The sequence below is a fragment of the Streptomyces lothianensis genome (assembly GCF_047779955.1).
Taxonomy (GTDB): domain Bacteria; phylum Actinomycetota; class Actinomycetes; order Streptomycetales; family Streptomycetaceae; genus Streptomyces.
The window spans coordinates 121,946-140,830 of record NZ_JBLMKT010000045.1; the positions used below are offsets into that span (position 1 = coordinate 121,946).

Annotated in this window: 15 protein-coding genes and 1 pseudogene; 4 read left to right on the forward strand and 12 right to left on the reverse strand. The window is 72.4% G+C overall.

Features of this window, described 5'->3' with window-relative positions; all coding sequences use genetic code 11:
- Positions 1 to 136: 136 nt before the first annotated feature.
- Both ACLF6P_RS16860 and ACLF6P_RS16865 read right to left on the reverse strand, forming a co-directional pair.
- The gene (locus ACLF6P_RS16860) at positions 137 to 1,147 is read right to left on the reverse strand and encodes a DUF4190 domain-containing protein (RefSeq protein WP_415951183.1); all 1,011 of its coding nucleotides are present in this window, start codon (positions 1,145 to 1,147) and stop codon (positions 137 to 139) included.
- Between the two features lie 117 nt (positions 1,148 to 1,264).
- Positions 1,265 to 1,825: an ATP-binding protein gene (locus ACLF6P_RS16865; RefSeq protein ID WP_415951184.1), complete on the reverse strand. Its 561-nt coding sequence runs from the start codon at positions 1,823 to 1,825 to the stop codon at positions 1,265 to 1,267.
- 246 nt (positions 1,826 to 2,071) lie between these two features.
- Between ACLF6P_RS16865 and ACLF6P_RS16870 the strand changes: the two are divergent.
- Positions 2,072 to 2,323: pseudogene (locus ACLF6P_RS16870) on the forward strand (DUF397 domain-containing protein); the annotation flags it as partial.
- A 251-nt stretch (positions 2,324 to 2,574) separates the two neighbouring features.
- A complete protein-coding gene (locus tag ACLF6P_RS16875; RefSeq protein WP_415951185.1) occupies positions 2,575 to 3,459 on the forward strand; it encodes a helix-turn-helix domain-containing protein in 885 nt (294 codons plus the stop codon).
- Here ACLF6P_RS16875 and ACLF6P_RS16880 read toward each other — a convergent pair.
- The 8 genes from ACLF6P_RS16880 to ACLF6P_RS16915 form a co-directional block, all read right to left on the reverse strand.
- Positions 3,453 to 3,872 (reverse strand): VOC family protein, encoded by a 420-nt coding sequence (locus ACLF6P_RS16880; RefSeq protein ID WP_415951186.1) that lies wholly within the window; start codon positions 3,870 to 3,872, stop codon positions 3,453 to 3,455. The two genes, ACLF6P_RS16875 and ACLF6P_RS16880, sit on opposite strands and share 7 nt — an antisense overlap.
- 162 nt (positions 3,873 to 4,034) lie before the next feature.
- Positions 4,035 to 4,445, reverse strand: a complete 411-nt coding sequence (locus ACLF6P_RS16885) for a helix-turn-helix transcriptional regulator (RefSeq protein WP_415951205.1) — start codon at positions 4,443 to 4,445, stop codon at positions 4,035 to 4,037.
- 51 nt (positions 4,446 to 4,496) lie between these two features.
- Positions 4,497 to 5,837 (reverse strand): SPFH domain-containing protein, encoded by a 1,341-nt coding sequence (locus tag ACLF6P_RS16890; protein ID WP_415951187.1) that lies wholly within the window; start codon positions 5,835 to 5,837, stop codon positions 4,497 to 4,499.
- Positions 5,834 to 7,582 (reverse strand): SPFH domain-containing protein, encoded by a 1,749-nt coding sequence (locus ACLF6P_RS16895; RefSeq protein WP_415951189.1) that lies wholly within the window; start codon positions 7,580 to 7,582, stop codon positions 5,834 to 5,836. The genes ACLF6P_RS16890 and ACLF6P_RS16895 overlap by 4 nt, the downstream gene beginning before the upstream one ends.
- Positions 7,583 to 7,763: 181 nt before the next feature.
- A complete protein-coding gene (locus tag ACLF6P_RS16900; RefSeq protein WP_415951191.1) occupies positions 7,764 to 10,910 on the reverse strand; it encodes a hypothetical protein in 3,147 nt (1,048 codons plus the stop codon).
- 2 nt (positions 10,911 to 10,912) lie between these two features.
- On the reverse strand, positions 10,913 to 12,760 hold the full coding sequence (locus ACLF6P_RS16905; RefSeq protein ID WP_415951192.1) for an HSP90 family protein: 1,848 nt from the start codon (positions 12,758 to 12,760) through the stop codon (positions 10,913 to 10,915).
- A gap of 201 nt (positions 12,761 to 12,961) precedes the next feature.
- The gene (locus tag ACLF6P_RS16910) at positions 12,962 to 13,957 is read right to left on the reverse strand and encodes a hypothetical protein (RefSeq protein ID WP_415951194.1); all 996 of its coding nucleotides are present in this window, start codon (positions 13,955 to 13,957) and stop codon (positions 12,962 to 12,964) included.
- A 256-nt stretch (positions 13,958 to 14,213) separates the two neighbouring features.
- Positions 14,214 to 15,023, reverse strand: coding sequence for a siderophore-interacting protein (locus ACLF6P_RS16915; RefSeq protein ID WP_415951195.1), 810 nt, complete (start codon positions 15,021 to 15,023; stop codon positions 14,214 to 14,216).
- A 341-nt stretch (positions 15,024 to 15,364) separates the two neighbouring features.
- Here ACLF6P_RS16915 and ACLF6P_RS16920 point away from each other — a divergent pair, with 341 nt between their 5' ends.
- Entirely contained in the window at positions 15,365 to 16,006 is a 642-nt protein-coding gene (locus ACLF6P_RS16920) for an LmeA family phospholipid-binding protein (RefSeq protein ID WP_415951197.1), read from the forward strand.
- Positions 16,007 to 16,063: 57 nt separating this feature from the next.
- On the opposite strand, the gene ACLF6P_RS16925 is transcribed toward ACLF6P_RS16920, so the two are convergent.
- The gene (locus tag ACLF6P_RS16925; protein ID WP_415951199.1) at positions 16,064 to 16,543 is read right to left on the reverse strand and encodes a glutaredoxin domain-containing protein; all 480 of its coding nucleotides are present in this window, start codon (positions 16,541 to 16,543) and stop codon (positions 16,064 to 16,066) included.
- 77 nt (positions 16,544 to 16,620) lie between these two features.
- On the opposite strand from ACLF6P_RS16925, the gene ACLF6P_RS16930 reads away from it, so the two are divergent.
- Entirely contained in the window at positions 16,621 to 18,543 is a 1,923-nt protein-coding gene (locus tag ACLF6P_RS16930; protein WP_415951200.1) for a serine/threonine-protein kinase, read from the forward strand.
- Between the two features lie 20 nt (positions 18,544 to 18,563).
- Here ACLF6P_RS16930 and ACLF6P_RS16935 read toward each other — a convergent pair whose 3' ends face one another.
- Positions 18,564 to 18,830: a hypothetical protein gene (locus ACLF6P_RS16935; protein ID WP_415951201.1), complete on the reverse strand. Its 267-nt coding sequence runs from the start codon at positions 18,828 to 18,830 to the stop codon at positions 18,564 to 18,566.
- Between the last annotated feature and the right edge of the window lie 55 nt (positions 18,831 to 18,885).

Here is an 18,885-nt window from a genome sequence, read left to right on the forward strand (position 1 = left end):
GACAGACAGCAACAGCCTGGCAACCGTCGGTTGTCGACCGCAACTATGGGCCAAAGAATTACCCGAAGTGATGACGTTCTGGGTCAACCACTTGTGCGCGGCGCTTAGTTGATCTAGTTCCCGGCTCCCGGGGGAGCTACACCTCGGTGCCCTGACCAGGGGCGGGATCCGCGTCCGGCTCGGCCGTTTCGCCCTCGTCGCCGGAATCGCCCTGGTCGCCGTCGCCGGCGTCGGCGCCGCCGCCGCTGCCACCGGCCCCGTCGCGGCCCGCGTCGCGGAGCGAGCCGGTCGACTTGCCGCCGGACTCCTTGCCGAGGATGCAGCTGACCTCGCGGTCACCGAGGTCCCAGCTCTGCCGGGTCGGGCCGTAGAAATAGATGGCGATGTCGGCGGGGACGGCCTCGATGTCGCCGACGTAGTCCTCGACCATGGCGCCGCACCTGGCATCGGCCAGGTCGTCGATGCGGCCCTGACCCGGGTACTCGGACATGACGAGCTCGAAGGAGCCGAAGGCCTCGCCGTCGTGCGGCCGGGTGCAGGGCACGATGTCGAGCGAGTACGTCAGACCCTCCAGCTCACCGCCCGGGGCGTTGAAGCACTCCCCCTTCTCGGGTGTCGCCGTCTGCTGCGCCTCCCGCATCCCCTCCCGGAAGCCGTCCCAGAACTCGGAGGCCCCGCCGCTGACGAAGAAGACGGCGGTCAGGAGCAGGGTCACCGCGTTCACCACGATGCCCGAGACCGCGAGCCCCTTGCCGCTCTGACCGCCCCGCTTGATCTGCCGCAGCGCAAGGATGCCGAAGATCAGGCCGAGCGGCAGGAAGCAGAGCACACACGTCACGAGCGCGGCGACGGCGAGACCGCTGGTTCCGGGGGCGCTGGGGTGGGGCTGCCAGCCGTTGCCGTATCCGCCGTATCCGCCGTGTCCCGGGTACTGGCCGTACGGGGGCTGGCCGGGCACGTAAGGCTGCTGCCCGTAGTGCGGTTGGCCGTAGTGCGGTTGACCGTACGGCGGCTGCTGGCCGCCGGGAAGCTGCTGACCGCCCTGCCCCTGCGACCCGTAGGACGGCTGCGCGCCGCCCGGTGGCGTCTGCGGGTTCTGCGGCGGCGGGCCATACGGGTTGTCCTGGGGCGGCGGAGGTATGGCCACGGGTTCCGGTCTCCTGGTGAGATCTGGCCGAGATCGTTCGGTGGGAGACCCCGCGTGGGGGCGCCCTGCGATCGCGCGGCGGGAGGTGCTGCCCGGAATCGTACGGCCTTACGAGGATCAGGCGGCCGGGGGCTCCTCCCCCACGACCACGAGCCGCGGCCGCTCCGCGCCCGTGAGGATCTCGGCGAGCTGCAGCAGCCGCCGGATGGTGCCGGGGCCGGGGGCACCGCCGGTCCCGTTCTGGGTCACGGAGGCCCAGACGCCCTTGCCGGACGGGCCGGGCGTGGTCCAGCCCCAGGTGTCGCTCGCCGCTTCGACGACCCGCAGGCCGTAGCCCGCGAGCGGATCCGGCAGGGCGGGGCCGGGGTCGAAGACCGCGCACAGGACGACGGGGCCCTCGCGGAGCACGGCCAGGGCCAGTGGCTGCTCAAAGGATTCTGCAGGGGCGTCCGCCATGCCATGTTCCAGGGCGTTCGCCACCAGCTCGCCGGCCGCCGTGTGCACGCGGGGTGCGAGCGCGGTCTGCCGCCAGCGTTCCAGGGCCGCGTCGACGAAGGCCCAGGCGGCCTTCTCCGTATCGAAGTCGGCGGGCAGCACCAGAGTCTCCGTGTCGTCGCCGGACAGGAAAGCGGGAAGCAGCAGCTCCCCGCCCAAAGAGCGGCTGGGCGCAGTCGTCACGCGAACTCCCTTGTCCGGCACACACCTTGACGGTGGGGCATCTGCGCACATGGTGAGGCGTTCACGTCATCACTGCAAGCGCATCGGCAAGAACGCCTGCAAGAACGGACGCAAGGACAGCTGCACTTACTGATGCACGAACATCTGCAAGTGCAGCGACTCCAGCACTCCCGGACCCGTCTGTGCATAGGCTTGCGCGCAGCTCCGCTCGCACCTGCCACGTACCGCTCCAGGGGAGGGCCCCGTATGCACGCACGACACCCGTCCGTCGGCGACTATGCCAACGGCATGCCCGCCGCGCTGCTGCACGGCGCCCGCTGGCGCAAGAGCGGGCACTCGAACGCCAACGGGGAGTGCGTCGAACTGGCGGAACTCGCCGACGGCCAGATCGCCGTACGCAACTCGCGCTTCCCGGAGGGACCGGCCCTCCTCTACACGAGAGCGGAGATCGCCGCCTTCCTCGCGGGGGCGAAGAGCGGGGACTTCGACGATCTGGTCCAGGCATCGCCGACGCACGATCCGGCGAACCTCCTGGGCCAACACACCTCCCCCGACCTGGACATGGCCTGACAGGGGGAGGTTGCCGCGAAACCTGTACACACCACGGGCGGCGGTGCGACACTGAGCCGCGCCGGACGGACCGATACAGCGGGGAGCGAAGCGGCATGACGGGCTCTGCAGCTGAGCGTGTTCACGAGTCGGCCGAGCGTGTTCACGAGTCGGCCAGGCGTGTTCACGAGTCGGCACCGATGCCCGGACCGAGGTCGGCGCCCGCCCAGCGGCACGGCGGTCCCACCGTGCTGCGGATCGTACTCGGCACCCAGTTGCGCCGCCTGCGCGAGGCATGCGGCATCACCCGTGAGGACGCCGGCGACGCGATCCGCGCCTCCCACGCGAAGATCAGCCGCGTGGAGCTGGGCCGGGTGGCCCAGAAGGAACGGGACGTGGCGGATCTGCTCACGCTCTACGGGGTCACCGATCCCGCCGAGCGGGCGGAGTACCTGGATCTGGCGCGGCGGGTGGGCACGCCCGGCTGGTGGCAGAAGTACAGCGATGTCATGCCGAGCTGGCTGGAGACGATCCTCGGGCTCGAGGAGGCGGCCTCCGTCATACGCAACTATCAGGTGCAGTTCGTGCCGGGCCTGCTGCAGACCGCCGACTACGCGCGCGCGGTGGTGAGCCTCGGCGAGGCGCGCGGCTCGGCGCACGACATCGACCGCAAGGTCGAACTGCGGCTGCGCAGGCAGCAGTTGCTCACCCGGCACGAGCCGCCGAAACTGTGGTTCGTGGTGGACGAGGCAGCGCTGCGGCGCCCGATGGGATCCGCCGCCACGATGCGCGCCCAGCTGGAGCGGCTGATCGAGGTCGCCCAACTGCCGCATGTGACGCTGCAGGTGGCGCCGTTCGGCGCGGGCGGGCTCGCCGCGGCGGGCGGACCGATCACGATCCTCCGCTTCGACGAGCCCGACCTGCCCGACATCGTCTACCTCGAACAGCTCACGAGCGCCCTGTATCTCGACAAGCGGGCCGACGTCGAGAACTACATGCTGGTGATGGACCAGGTCAGCGCGGCGGCCTCGTCCGCCGAGCACAGCATCCGGTTCCTCGAGGAGCTGCTCGCCTCGGACTACTGAGGCTGTCGCTGCGCGAAGCGCAGCAGGTTCCCGGCCGGGTCGCGGAAGGCGCAGTCCCGTACCCCGTACGGCATGTCCATCGGCTCCTGGATGACCTCCGCGACACCCGAGGCGGCGAGCTTCTCGAAGGTGGCATCGCAGTCCTCGGTGGAGAAGATGACTCCGCGCAGCATGCCCTTGGCCATCAGCTCGGCCATGGCCTGCCGGTCGTCGGGCGAGGCGTTGGGGTCCGCGAGCGGCGGTTCGAGGACGACCTCGACCTCGGGCTGGCTGGGCGAGACGAGCGTCACCCAGCGCATGCCCTCGAAGCCGACGTCGTTCTTCACTTCGAGGCCGAGCGCGTCACGGTAGAAGGCGAGGGCCTTGTCGTGGTCGTCCACGGCGATGAAGCACTGCTTGAGTTTGATGTCCATGGCTTCACCGTAGAGCGGGACCGGTGCGGGCCGCTTCTCCATTCGTGACCGGTCCGCGGCGCGTCACGGGAGGCGGTTCCCGGGATGCCCGTCCCGAGAAACCCGCCACGGGAAGCGCGTCAGCGGGAGGCGGGTCACGGGAAGCGCGTCACGGGAAGCGCGTCAGCGGGCGTCCGGCTTGGGTTTGCGCAGGGGCCGCGAGTAGATCATCGCGACGCACGCCGGGATGTCGGAGACCTCCTCGTGGTCCCGCGCCCGGTACGCGCTCGGCGACTCGCCCACCAGCTCCGTGAAGCGCGTGCTGAACGAGCCGAGCGAGGTACAACCCACGGCGAAGCACACGTCGGTGACCGACAGGTCGCCGCGCCGCAGCAGCGCCTTCGCCCGCTCGATCCGCCGCGTCATCAGATAGCTGTACGGGGTCTCCCCGAACGCGGCCCGGAAGCTGCGCGAGAAGTGCCCGGCCGACATGTGCGCATGCCGCGAGAGCCGCTCGACGTCCAGCGGCTCGGCGTACTCGCGGTCCATCAGATCGCGGGCCCGCCGGAGCAGCTTCAGATCGTCGAGCGGCACGTTTCCTGTCACGTCGGACAGGATGGCACGCGGATCAGTACCGTGCGGGCCTCACTCGGCCCCTTCCCCGTCGCCGTCGAAGTACTGGCGCAGCGCCCGGACCTCGCCGCGGCCCTCGGGGGCGGCGGTGACCTGGGGCAGCAGGCGGGCCGCGAGGAGGGTGGAGAGGGCCGAGGTGTCGGTGCCGCCCGCGGCGTCCGTACGGACCACCAGCGGCTGGGGAGCCTTCGTGGCGAGTTCGGCGCCGACTTCGAGGCGGCGGCGGGCCAGTTCGTACTGCAGGATCGCGCGGTTGTCGCGGTAGGCCTTGGCGAGGGCGTGCTGGGCGCGGGACTCGTTCTGGGCGGAGATCAGGCCGCTGCGGCCGCGGGTCTCGATCTCGAAGCGGACGCGCTGCGCGTTGGTCTCCTGCTCCTCCAGGAGCTGGGCGACCTGTTCACGGGCCTTGTTGAGGGAGGCCTTGACCTCGACGATGCGGGCGTCGCGGACCTTCTTCGCGCGCTCGATGTCCATGCCCAGGCTGTCGATCCGGCGCTTGCGGGTCAGGCCCCACTCCTGCTCGTAGGCCGTGCGCTCCTTGGCGACGCGCTCGCGGGTGGCGAGGTGCTGCTGGTACTGGGCGGGGAGCTGGACGTCGGGGATGTTGCAGCCGGTGATGCGGACGCCGTAGCGGTCGAGCTGCCGGTTGAGGAGCTGCTGCATGTCGGCGACATCCGAGCCGCGCAGGTCGTAGGCGCGCTCGGTGGAGATGATGCGGGCGCGCTGGCGGATGGCGTCCTGGACGGCGCTGGAGAGCACCAGGTCGAAGTTGCCGGCGCCGATCGCGCGGACGAACAGGACGGCGTCCGTGATACGGAACTTCAGGAAGAACTCGATGGCACGCAGCGGCACGTTCTCCCGGGTCGGGCAGGCCATGACCGGGGCGGAGTACGGGATCTCGGTGGCCGTGTCGACCACGAAGTCCACGCGGGACCACGGGTGCCACAGGTAGTGGCGGCCCGCGTCGAGGGTGCGGGTGACGGCGCCGTAGCGGGTGAGGACGCCGTTGGTGCCCTGCTCGATCTCGACGATCGAGGAGCGCCACCACCACAGCGCGCCGATCAGCAGGAACAGCACACCGGCGGTGTACGAGAGGGCTGCTGCGGTGCCGTAGGCGAAGTCGCCGACGACGCCCGAGTCCGCGGCACGCAGTGAGAGCATCACGCCGCTGAGCAGCGCGAACAGGCCGAGCCACAGGGGCAGCATCCACCACAGGCGACGGGTGGAGCGCGGGATGATGACGGGGATCAGGGTGCCGGACTCGCCGCCGCCGCGCAGCAGCTGCGCGACCTTGCTCCAGGGCGCGACGGCCTCGGTGATGACCGACCTTCTGTGGGTACGGGTGGTGCTCATGCGTCGGCCTCCAGGTCTTCCTCGCTCGTGCTCCCTGCCTCGGGGGCGGTCTCAGGTGCCGAAGGCGCCTCGGGTTCCGTACGCGCGTCACGTGCCGCGACCGGTGCGCCTGCCGCCGGTGCGCCTGCCGCCGGTGCGCCGCTCGCGGGCTCCGGCGTGGCGGTTTCCGCCGCCGGTACCGTCGGGCGTTCGGCGGCGAGGAGGCTCTCGATCTCCTGCTCACGGCCGGCGATCCGCTGCGCCACCTCGTCGAGCCGGTCCCGTACGGCCGCCATGTCCGCCTCGCTGAACAGCTCGCCGCCGTGCTCGCCCACCAGTTCCCGCGCCAGGCGCAGGAAGTCGACGCCGGCCGCGCCGTCCGCGTCCGCGCCGCCGATGCGTACGAGGTGCGGCAGGTGGTCGGCGACCTGCTCCAGCGTGTCGAGGATCTGCTGCTGGTAGCGGTATTCGAGGATCTCCGGCGCCGCGGCCGCGGTGACCGCGCGGATGTCGAGCGCCTGCGCCTCCAGGAGCGCCGCGTTCGCCTTGGCCTCCGATTCGGCCTGTACGTAGCGCTGGTGGGCCAGCGCCTCGGCGCGGTTGGTCTCGCGCTCGACGGCGGTGTCCATCTGCGCCTGGTACTGGGCGATGTCGGCCTGGATCGCGGAGAGCGTCTCGTGGCTGGTCGCCAGCTCCTTGGTGAGGTCGCCCTCGTCCTGCTCCTTGCGCAGCATCAGGGCGTACTCGTGGGTGTAGGCCTCCTTCGCCATCCGCACCATCTCGGGCGCGGCCAGGTCCATGCGGTAGCCCTGGTCGGAGGGCTCGGCGTGGGTGATGTTGGCGTTGGTGAGCTCGACCGCGGGGCGGAACTGCTGGTTGAGCTGTTCGAGGAGCCTGCCGGTGTCCTCACCGACCATGTCGTAGATCCCGGCGGCCTCCTGCTCGTAGATGAGGCTGCGGATGGTCTCGCTGACCGCGTTGCCGAGCTTCTCCTCGAAGCCGCGGACGGCGCCGAGCGTGTAGACGAACTCGGTCGGGTCGCTGATCCGGAACTGGATGAACAGGTCGATCGAGGCCTTCACGCCGCCCTTGGTGGGTGCCTCGCGCACGGGCGCGTTGAAGGGGTACTCGCGGGTCGTGTTGACGATGTACGAGACCCGCTTCCACGGGCTGATCAGCGTGACACGGCCCGGTCCGACGACCTTCTCCAGCTTGCCGAAGCGGGTGATGAGGGCCTGGCAGCCGTCCGGCACCATCACCATGCCCTGGCGCCACCACACGAAGGCGACGGCGGCGAGCGCGATCACCCAGTAGTGCAGCCCGAACAGCGGGTTGGTGAGCGGCGAGTCGTCGGCGGCGGCCACGGCGAGCGTGCCGACGACGCCGATGACGAGCAGCAGGAGCACCGGCAGCATGCTGATGAAGGAACGGCCCTTGGGCAGCACCATCGGGCAGATGACGTGCACTTCCTCGCCGCTCTCACGGGTCTGCTCGCTCTGGTTGAGCGCCTCGCCGACCTCGTCGAGGGAGACGGTCTGCTGCACCATGACGGTGGCCAGACCGCCCTGCTCCCGGGCCGCCGGGAAGTCGGCCGGGTCCATGGCCTCCTCCTCCGGCTCGTACGGCTCCCCCGCAGACCCCGTCGCGCTGCCCGCCGCGCCCCCGGCCCGCCGCCGCAGCTCGTCCTCGGCCAGCTGCCGCGGATCGGCCCCCGAGGCCACCGCGGACACGGCCCTCCGTACGCCCTGCGCCCTTGCTCTCGCCACGCTCGCTCCCTCGTCCCCCGCCTCGGTCTGTGTGTATGGCGGGATGCTGTCAAGAGGGCATACGGTTCCACACTGCCGCGGCCCGGCAGTCTTCGGGGCGCTACGGTGCCGTACTCGGCGGTACGTCGTCGTACGCGACGTGGACGGGGGCCCGGCTCGTGGCCGCCGGGCCCCCGGTTCCTCACTGTTCGCGCAGGTCGGATGCGAGTTCCGTGAGGGGCTCGGCCAGGTCGGTCCGGCCGAGTGCGGTCAGCCGGGCGAGGGCCGCGTCGATCCGGGCGAGCGCCGGGCCGGTGCGTTCCATGTACATACCCTCGACCGCGCCTGCGAGCCGTACGCATTCGACCCACTCGCCGAGCCGGTCCTCGTCCTGCGCGCCGGCGTCGTCGAGCAGGGCCATCGCCCGGCCGAGGGCGCTCAGCGCGCTCTCGTACTCGCCGGCGTAGGCGTCGACCCGCCCGTACTCGTAGGCGAGCGCGGTCTCCAGGGAACGGCCGTGGGGGCGGTATCCGGCCGCGCGGGCCGCCTCGGCGACCTTCTCCGCGTCCGCGAGGACCGCGTACGCCCCCTCGCGCCCCTGCGGGCCCAGCTGCTTGGTCTGCAGGCGGGCGACCTCGCGCAGGTGATTGCTGAGCTGCTCGTAGCGCGGGGCGTCCGGGTTCGCGGCCAGCGCCTGACCGAGGGCCTCGCGCGCCGACTCGAACTCCCCCGATTCGGCGAGGAGTACGGCGGTCTCGCCGGCGATCATCGCATGGCTGCCCGGGTCGTCCGCCCAGTGCGCCGACTCGGCGGCGAGCGCGGCGAACTCGGTCGTGGCGGCCTTGAGATCGCCGCCCGCGTGCAGCGCACGGGCCCTGGTCAGCCGCAGCTGCGCGGTGAGGCGCTCGTCGAGCTGCCCGCTCGCGATGTCCGGTTCGGCGAGCACGGAGTCGAGCAGCGCGATGGCGTCCTCGATGCGCTGCAGGTCGATGCTGAGCTGGGCGGCGTTGCTGTACGCGCAGAAGCCGTCGACACGGCTGCCGTACCGCAGATGCTGCTCCGCGGCGCGGGTCAGGTGGCGCAGGGCCTCGTCGGGGCGGCCGAGATGCATGCAGGCCTCGGCCAGATCGGAGTGCATGCTGCTGCGGTTGCCGGTGTCCGCCGGCCAGTCGGCGGCGTGCCGGAGGCCTTCGGCGAGGTCCGTGTGCGCCGTTTCGGCATCGCCCAGGCCGAGGTGCAGGCGGCCGCGCAGGCCGAGGGCACGGGGCAGATGCCAGGCCGGGCCCTCGTCCCTGAGGCGCGGGAGTACGGCGTCGATCGCGGCCACCGCCTCGGGCAGCCGGCCGGAGAGCGCGTGCAGCGTGGCCCGCAGCAGCGCGGCGCCGGCCAGCTGGTTGGCCAGCGCGTGCCGCTCCGCAAAGCTCTGCAGCAGCTCCAGCTCGGCGAAGGCGGCGGCAACGTGCTCCTCGCTCCGGGAGGTCTGCAGCCGGATCCCCAGCGCGGAGGCGCGCAGGCGCAGGAGGCGGGCCTCGAGCGCGGGAGTGAGCCCGGGGGTCTGCTCGTGCAGGCGGACGAGGGTGGCGTGGGCTTCGGTGAGGGCGTTGACCCGGGCGGCTCCGGGGTCGGCGTCTCCCGGTCCGTGGCTCTTCCCGGCGGGCTTCCCTTCGCTCCTCCCTTCGCTCTTCCCCTCGGTCTGCCCGTCGCTCTTCCCGTCGGTCTGCCCGTCGCTCTTCCCCTCGGTCTGCCCGTCAGCCGGTCCGTCAGCCGGTCCGTCGCCGTCCCCGGTGGCTTCCGCTCCGGAGTCGTCCCGCCGCGTGGCGCCCTCGGCCGCCGCGAGCAGCGCGCAGCCCTGTGCGACCGCCGCGTGTGCCGCGAGACCGGCGTCCTCGTAGAGGCCCGCCGCCTCCTCGTGCAGGCTCGCCGCGTCCGCGAACTCGTCCTTCGCGCGGGCCGTGTACGCCTCGTCGGTGAGCAGGTCCGCCCGCAGTTGCACGAGCGGGCCGACGGCCGGGTCGTCCGGGTGGCGGTAGTCGGACACGGCGGTCAGTTCGCGCAGGCGGGCCCAGCACACGGTGTCTTCCGGGGAGCCGAGCTCGTCCAGCTCGCGGGCGCGGAGGATGAGTTCGGGCAGCGACTCCGGTACGGGGGCGGCCTGGCGGGAGGGTGCCGGCGTCGGCACGGCGGCGGCCGTGGCTGCCATGGATGCCGCTGGTGCCGCCAGCTCGTCGAGGGCGCGGGGCCGCAGGGTCAGTTCCAGGGCGTCGAGCAGCGGGGCCCGCTCCAGGCGGGTGCGCCGCTGCGCGCTCTGGTGTCCGGTGCCGTTGCGCTCGTCGAAGCGGGCGGCAAGGTCCTCGGCGCGGGTGCGGATCTCGGCGCGCAAGGTGCTGACCGTCCACGTACGGCCCGCGTAGCCGGGGGCGTTGAGCCCGCCGTGGCCGAGGGCCTCGACGCGGGCGAGCAGCACCTCCACGCCGGTGAGGAAGTCCAGCAGTTCGGACGGCGAGTCCACCTCCTCGAACAGGCTCCGGTTCTCGGCGAGCAGTTCGAGTCCGCGCGCCTCGTTCCCGGTGAGCGCGCAGAACTCCAGGTGCCGGCCGACCTCCCCGGCCATCGAGGCGGAGCGGCGGCAGGCCCGGTAGCCGGCGAGGTGCAGTTCACGGGCCCGGTCCTGCTGTCCCGTACGCAGCAGCGGAAGCAGCGCGTACGACATGGAGCGTGCGGGCTCCTCCTGGCAGCTGCCGCGCCCGGCGAGCACCGGCTCCCAGATGTCGAGGGCGCGGGTGTCATCGCCCCTGCCCAGGTGGTAGCGGGCGTGGCTGCAGATCTCGCAGGCCTCGCAGTCGCTGAACCGGACGCGCTCGCGTGCGGCCCACAGGTCGTAGGCGGTGTCGGTGTCCTCGCCGGTGTGGGCGGCCAGCGCGTACATCTGTCTGTAGTACGGCTGCAGTCCGATGTCGGCCTTGACGTAGCGTTCGCGCATCTCGGTGAGCCACTGCCGCAGGGTGGCGAGCGGGATCTCAGGGAGTGCGAGCAGGGCGTTGGCCACCCATTTGAAGCGCCAGAAGAGCTGGACCTCGGCCCGCTCGTCGAAGACGTCCGGCTGCTCGTCGTAGAGCGTGAGCAGGCGCGCGAAGACCACGGGGGACTTCCGCGGTTCGGCGCCGTAGGTGTACGCCTCCTGGAGTTCCAGGAGCGCGTCGATGAGCGCGGAGGGCTCGTCGAACTGCTCGGCGGCCTCGGCGAGTTCCTCGGCGGTCACCGTACGGGAACGCCCGTAGGGACGCTGGTCGTTCTCGCGGAGTGCCTCGTAGAGCTCGTCGATGGTCTGGGGCAGGGGTGCGGTGGGCATCGTCAGGCGTCCTTGCGGAGGGCGTGGGCGAGAAGATCGAGGAAGGAGCGGTTGATGAGGCTCGATTCGGAGGGCCTGAGCGGGCGCCGCGACAGCAGTGCGGCCTGTCCGTAGAGGGCTTCGGCGCTGGTGCGGGCGAGTTCGGGCTCCTCGATGGCCACGGCGGTACGGACCAGGGGGTTGAGCTGGTTGAGGATCAGCTGGGCGCGCGGGGCCTCCTGGCGCAGATGGCCGAGGATGCCGCCCCACAGGCCGCCGTCCTGCTCACGGGCCAGCTGGGAGCGGGTGCGTTCGTGCCGCGCCTCGCGGCTGTCGACGAGCAGCGCCGGGGCGGAGGCGGGCTGGAAGGCGCGCAGGGCGACATCGCAGTCGAAGACGGCGAGGGCCTCGCGGGCGCGGGCGAGATAGGCCCCGGCGGCAAGTTCGGTCTCACGGTCCACGGGGTCGAGGTGGGCGGTCAGCGTCTCCGGATCGAGGTCGGCGACGCTCGCCTCGGGCCGGACCTCGGGCAGCCGGTGGACCAGCTGGCGGTCGTACGTGTAGCCGCCGTTGACGACGCCGAGCCCGGCCGCCGAGGCGATCGCGGCGACCTGCCGGAACTCCTCGACGGTGTTGGTGACGAGCACGGTGCGGTGGGTGCGGGCGAACTCGTCGAGGGTGGCGTGCCCGTCGGTGGTCTCGAACGGCAGCCAGGGAAGCAGCATGCGCAGGATCTCGTCGTCGTGCACGGCGAGCGATTTCACGGCCAGGTGATGCACCTGGAGGAAACGGCCCAGCAGCTCCGGGTCGCTCGCGGCGGCCTTCGCGATCCACTCGCGCAGCCGGTCGGCGAGGGCGTCACGTACGGCGGCGAGGGTGTCGTCCTCGTACAGCGCCTCGCGGGAGGCCGTCGGGCGCAGGCTCTCCGCGTCGACGACGCAGCGGACGAAGAAGGCCCAGTCGGGCAGGATCTCCGGGGCCTGCTCGGAGAGCAGCATGCCCTTGACGTGCACCCGGTGGCCGTGGCGGCGGCCGCTCGGCACGGCCTCCGGCAGGATGCAGGCGATGCCCTTCAACCCCACGGCGGGCAGGTCGAGTTCGATGGTGTCGAGCGGCTTGAAGCCGAAGACCTCCTCGCCGTACGCGGCCAGCGCGCGGCTGCGGGCGCCCGGGGTGGGGTGGTTCAGGGACCAGGGTGCGGGCTCCGGGTTGACGCGTGCGGCCGGGCCGCCCGTGCTGCCGTCGTCGAAGGTGACGGGGTGGCGCAGGAGCGAGCCGAAGTGCCGGGCCAGGGCTTGCACCCGGTCCGGGCGGGTCCACTCGGCCGCGTCCGCGCGCGGAGTCAGGGTCACCGTGGTGCCCGGCTGCGGGCGGGCCCCGGCCGGCAGCGTACGCACGGAGTAGCTGCCGTCGCCTCGGCCGCGCCACTCGACGGCCGGGGCGTCGGGGGTGCGGGCGCTGCGGCTGACGACGTGGATCTCGTCGGCGACGAGGAAGCAGGAGAGCAGGCCGATGCCGAACTGGCCGATGAAGTCCGCCCGCTGCTCGGCGATCTTCTCGGCGCGCTTGCTGGAGCGGCCGATGGTGGCGAGGAAGGAGTGCACATCGGCCTCGGTGAGACCGACGCCGTCGTCCTCGACGCGTACCTGGGTGCCGTCCGCGTGGAGGCGGATGCCGAAGTCGCCGGCCCGGCCGCCCTGACCATCTTGGAGGGCCTGGCGGGCGGTCAGGGCGTCGACCGCGTTCTGCAGGAGCTCGCGCAGGTAGACCCGGGGGCTGGAGTAGAGGTGGTGGGAGAGGAGGTCGACGAGGCCGCGCAGGTCCACCTGGAAGGTGCGGTCGGCGGCGGCAGGGCTGTGAGGCTGATTCATCGGGAAGTCCGGGGGTGAGGTGAGCGGCGGAGGGGCGGGCGGCGGAGGAACGGGGCGGTGCCGGACCGGCGGTTGGGCGGTTGGGCGGTTGGGCGGTTCGCGGACCGGGTGCCGGGTGGCCGGGTGCCGGGTGCCGGGTGTCGGCCGGAGGCCCGGTGCCGGCCGGAGGCCGAATGGGTCCGAGACCGGCGGGCCCGGGGCTCAGCAGGTCTTGCGGAAGCGGGTGTACGTCTTCTCCGGGTCCGCCATGAACGTCCACGGCCACTCGGTGTACACGCCGTCCAGCTCGCGGAAGACGTTCGAGGCGATGCTGGAACCGGCCAGCGAGAGGGCCATCGCGAAGATGTTGTAGTCGCCGTGCCAGCCCGGACGGCGCACGTACGCGTGGTGCAGGACGGAGCGCTCCGCCGCCTCCCGCAGTTCGGTGCGGATCCGCGGGTCCTGGAGGCATTCGCCGTCGTCCGACTCCACCCACTGCTCGACCCGCGCCATCGCGACGGCGCAGCCGAGCCGGTGCCCGTCGGGTGCGGCGGCGAAGGCCTTGCGGGCGAACTCCAGTGCCTCGCCGGGCTGTCCTCCCCAGCGGGGCTGCAGCTGGGAGATCCACTCCAGGTGGATGTCCGCGTTCAGCGGATCGCGGCGCAGACCGGCCGCGAGCCGGGCCTCCTTGACGCTGTCGTCCAGGCTCATGCCGCGGGCGGAGGTCAGCAGGTGGCGCCACGGGGTGACCCAGTCGGGCCGCAGCTCCGCGGCTTCGAGGAGCTGCTCGTCGGCGATGCGCAGCCGCTCGTAGAAGATCTGCCACTGCTCGCGGGTCACGTCGGCGGCGCGGGCCGCCGTACGGGCCTCCCAGCCCCAGGTGACGTGGCGGGCGCCCGAGATGAGCAGGGCGGTCGCGCGGTGCTCCTTGTCGCCCTCTTCGTCGGCGGCGGGGACGAGCCACTCCTGCACGCCGTCGAGCACGGCGAGCTGGCCGAGCACGGCCTGGTCGTGGCCGAGTTCGAAGGGCCCGAGGGCCGCCTTCAGGGCGGGCCAGTCGCGTGCGTCGGCCGCCTCGACGGCGGCGAGCACGCGCGGATCGCCGAGCGCGCGCAGGGTCTTGACCCCGTGCTTGCCCTTGCGCGGAGCGAGCACGGAGGCCTCCCCCGCGCCCCCGCCCGATCTGCCCTCGCCTCTGCCGAACAACTTCCCCAGCATGTGCCGCGCCCTCCCCAGGTACCGCGTGATCGTTCGGCGGCAGCATAAGCGGCGGGTACGACAGTGCGTCCACCCGGTTTGGCGGCGCGGACCCCGGGGTGCGGGTCCGGTGACCGGTCAACGGCGCGGCGTCCGGACGGTTCACCACCGGCGCCAGGCCGGCGCCAGGCCCAGTCCCGAGGCCCGGTCCCGAAGCCCAGTCCCGAAGCCCAGTCCCAGGCCAACGCCCGGTGAACGTCACCGCGTCCGGGGCGGTTCAGCGCCAGTACCCGGTGAACGTCACCGAGTCCTTCGACCAGCCGCGCTCGCCCACGAGGTGGCGGCGGGTCCCGGTCGCGAGGCGGCGGCCGCCGGCGACCCACGCGTACGCCGGGCCCTCCGGCAGCCGGGCCGCCTTCACCTCGGCGAGCACGCTCTCGCCCGCCTCGGCGCCCTCCTTGCGCACCACCCAGTGGATCTCCGTGGACGCGGGCACCTCCAGTGCCTGCACGTCGTCCTCGTGCGGAACCTCGACGTACGCCCGCACCGGCACCTCGCCCCCGGCCGTGGACGCGATGATCCCCGCGACGGCGGGCAGCGCGGTCTCGTCGCCGACGAGGAGATGCGTACGCGCCGTGGGAGGCGGCCGGAAGGTGATCCCCTCGTCGAGGATCGCGACCTCGTCCTCGGGCGAGCCGTCCCGCGCCCACGCGGAGGCGGGCCCGAGTTCGCCGCCGCCGTTCTCGTGGAGCGCGAAGTCGACGTCGATCTCAGGGCCTTCGCTGTGGATGCCCTCCGCGCGGTGGGCGCGCACCGTGTAGTTGCGGCCGATGGGGCGGGTGTCCTTGGACATCAGCATGTACTCGGCGAACCACAGCCCGCCGGTGCGCTTCGGCAGCCGCAGCCCCTTCTCGACCGGCAGGAAGAGGCGGAACCACTGGTCGTACCCCATGGGCTCGAAGCCCCGCAGCGCCTCACCGCCGAGCGTGACCCGCACGAAGCCCGGGCTGATCCGCTCGCGCGCCAGTCCTCGTACGACGAGGTAATCCCGCCGCTCGGGCTTGAGGTACTTCCCGCCCTTGGCCATATACCCACCCCCACCTGGAAAAGTTAGGTCACCCTAACAAGGGCGTGCCCGGGTCCGGAAGGTCCGGGGCCCGGGACGGCCCGGCGGCGGACCGGACGCCGGGACGGCGGCGGGGACGGGACGGCGGCGGGGACGGTCCGGCGGCGGCGGGAACGGTCCGGCGGCAGGGACAAGGGCGCATCCCCTGCCCAAGATCCTGTTCGCCGGGACACATATGCTCTCCACCCTCACTTGTTACGCGACGACGGGGGGCCGAGGTCGCGCACCGGAGCCCGGCGCCGTCCCGGCGGCCGCGCGCCGGGCCGCCCCTTCGTGGCACGACCCGCGAAGGAACCCGCACCATGCGCCTGCGTACGTCCCTCATCACCCTCGGCGTCCTGTCCGCCCTGGCGATCGGCGCCGACCTGGCGGCCGAGCAGGTGGCCGAGAACATGGCCGCCGACAAGGTCACCGAGCGGTACGCCGCGAACGGCGGCAGCGTGGAGGTCGACATCATCGGCTTCCCGTTCCTGACCCAGGCGGTCTCGGGTTCGTTCGACGAGATCGACATCACCGTCGAAAACGCCGAGGCCCCCTCCGGCCCCGCCACGGTCACCATCCCGAGCGCCCACCTCACCGCACACGGAGTCCGCATCGAGGGCACCACCAGCGCGGTGGCCGAGCGGATCGAGGGCGAGGCGGTCGTCCCGTACGCAGCGATCGCGGACGCGCTGCAGCGGCAGTACCCGGCCGTGGGCGATGTCGAGATCGCCCCGGTCACCGGAGGCGCCAATCGCGTCCGCCTGACCCGCGACGGACAGCACATCATCGGCCGCCTGACGGGCCAGGGCCCGGACCTGATCATCACCCCGGAGACGGAGGGTGCCTCCCCGATGCTCCTCACCCTCTCCACCGGGCCGATCCCCGTCGACGTCACGGGTGTGACGACGACGGACGAGGGCGTACGGCTGCATATCGCGGCGCGGTCGCTGAGCCTGGGCTAGGGCGCTCTCAACTCCCGGCGTGCGCCCGGAGCGCGGGCCTGAGGCGGACCGGCGCCCTCAAGGAAGCTGATCGCGTAGCCAGGCGGGGGCGGGGTTGGTGTGGGGGTGATCTGCGACGAGGACGGTCGGGACGGTTTCGTTGCCGTCGTTGGCCGATCGCACCAGTTCTGCTCCGGCGGGGTCGCGCCGGATGTCGACCCAGTGGAGTTCGTGGGCCCTGCGGCCCAGGCGGATGCGCAGGCGCAGGCAGTACCGGCAGCCAGGGCGCCAATAGACAATTGGGCGCCCGTCGGCCGCGCTGCGGCGGCGGGCCTCTGCCGAGGTGGTCGACCGGGGGAAGAACAGGGGTGAGTTCACGGCGGCGAGGAGAGTGAAGAGGAAGAGGATCGCGGCGGCTGTGGCCGGGTCTCCGGCGGAGATCAGTGCGGCCGCGATGCCTGCGCCGCAGAGCAGGTAGAGGAGGGGAAGGAGGCGCGGGAGAAGGCGCGGGAGGTGGGACAGGAGGCGGCTCGGCTTCGGGGCTCCGCTCGGCTTCATGGTTCCGCAGCCTACTGAGCGTCCTTCCGTCGAGCTGAGGTCCGGGGTGTCACCCCCGTCTCGTAGGCTCTGCGGTCATGAGCAACGGGGAGGCCGAGCGGGCCGTCGAAGGGCGGGTTGCCGAAGGGCGGGTTACCGAAGGGCGGGTTACCGAAGGGCGGGTCGTCGACGGGCGGTTCGTGCTGGAGGAGCGGCTCGGTGGCGGTGGGATGGGGACCGTGTGGCGGGCGCGGGATCTCGTGCTCGACCGGGCCGTCGCGCTGAAGGAGGTACGACCGCCGGATCCGGCGCTCGCCGAGTACGACCCGGAGGCGGCGCGGCTGCTGCGGGCGCGGGTGCTGCGTGAGGCGCGAGCGCTCGCGCGGGTCGAGCATCCCGATGTGGTGACCATTCACCACATCGTCGACGGTGGTGAGGGCACGTATCCGTGGCTTGTCATGGAGCTCGTGACGGGGGGCTCGCTCGCGGACCGGCTCTCCGAGGGGCCCATGGCGCCCGCCGAGGCGGCCCGGCTGGGGCGCGGGGTGCTGGCCGGGTTGCGGGCCGCGCACGAGGCCGGGATCGAGCATCGTGACGTGAAGCCCGCGAACGTGCTGCTGCGGCCCGACGGCCGCCCGGTGCTCACCGACTTCGGTATCGCCGCGATCCGCGAGTCGACGGTGCTGACCGCCACGGGTTCGGTCATCGGCACGCCCGACTACATGGCGCCCGAGCGGGTCTCCGGAGGGGAGGGCGGGCCCGCCGCCGACCTGTGGTCGCTGGCGATGATGCTGTACGCCGCCGTCGAGGGCCGCCACCCGCTGCGCCGGGCGAACACGCTCGCCACCCTCGCGGCCGTCCTCAACGACGAGATCCCACCGCCCCGCCGGGCCGACGCGCTGACCCCCGTACTGACGGCCGCCCTGGTCAGGGATCCGGCGGCGCGGCCGGGGGCGGAGGAGATGGATCGGATGCTCGCCCGGGTGGCTGGGGCAGGCAGGGAGGCCGGGGCGAGCGGGGCTGCAGGCGCGGGCAGGGCGGTCAGTGCGGCTGAGGTGGTCGACGCTGCCGAGGCGGCCAGGGTGGTCGGTTCGGACGGGGCTAGCGAGGCGACCGAGGACGTCCATACGGACGGGGCAGTTGGTCCGGCCGGGGCGGTCGACGCCGGCAAGGACAGCGAGGCTTCGTCGGTGTCGGACGTGGCCGGGTCTTCGGATGCGGCCGCGCCGACCTCGTATCCGCTCGCCCCGCCCGCCGTCCCGCAGGCGGCGGAGGAAGGGCACGGTACTGCGCAGGGCGCCCGCCGCTCGCGGCGGCGGGCCGTCGTCGGTGCCTCCCTCGTCGGGACCTTGCTCGCCGGAGTGCTGGTGTGGTCGTTCCTCCCGGAGGAGGGGGCGGAGGCCGGTGCGGGGAAGCGGCCTTCCGGAGCCAGCACCGGAACCGGAACCGGAACCGGCACCGGAACGCCCACCGGGGACGCGTCCCCCGACGCGTCCCCGCGGGTGTCACCGGACGTGTCCCCGAGCGCCTCCCCGGCCGGGACGGCCAAGGCGCCCGCCCCCGGACAGACGGATCTGCTCACGTCCGAGGGCATCCGTACCGCCGTCGCCGCGCTGCAGGCGGAGTCCGGCTCGGACCGGTTCGCCAGCCTGGTCGTGTATCCGGAGTTCGCCTCGGCGCGGATCATGCTCAAGGGTGACGACAAGCGGTACGACACCTGGACCTTCCGCGCCGGCAGCGGAGCCGAGAAGAGCTTCAGCGGCAGTCTCGGCAGCGGCGATCTGACGTTCAGCCCCGACGAGTTCGACTGGGATGTGGTCCCCGGTCTGCTCGCGGAGGCCGGGAAGCGGCTGAAGGTGAAGGACATCGACGCGCGCTATCTGCTGGTCCGCCCGCCGGACGGTACCTTCGGCACGCCCCTCGCCCTGTCCGTATATCTGACCGACGCGTACGGGGTCGGCGGCTACATCGAGGCCGATCTCAGCGGCAAGGTCACCGAAGTGATGCGGGACGAGGACTGAGAACCGGGGCACCGGGTTCGTCAGGACTCGCTCCGCTTCTCCAGGCGGCTGCCGCGGGGCCTGGTGAGGGACATGATGTCGCTGGGGGCGTCCAGGGCGATGCGGTGCCATCGCCCGCGCGGCACGACCACCGCGGTTCCGGCCGTCAGCTTGATCTCCTCCTCCTCGTCTCCCGGCTCCTGCGGGCGCAGGAACAGGCGTATCGCGCCGGTGAGGCAGGAGACGACCTCGTCCGCGGCGGTGTGCACCTCCCAGTGGTCGCCGTGCACATCGGCATCGGTCTCCACGTGACTCCACCCACGCGTAAACGCGCGGGCTTCCTGCGTCGGTGGCTAAGCCGCC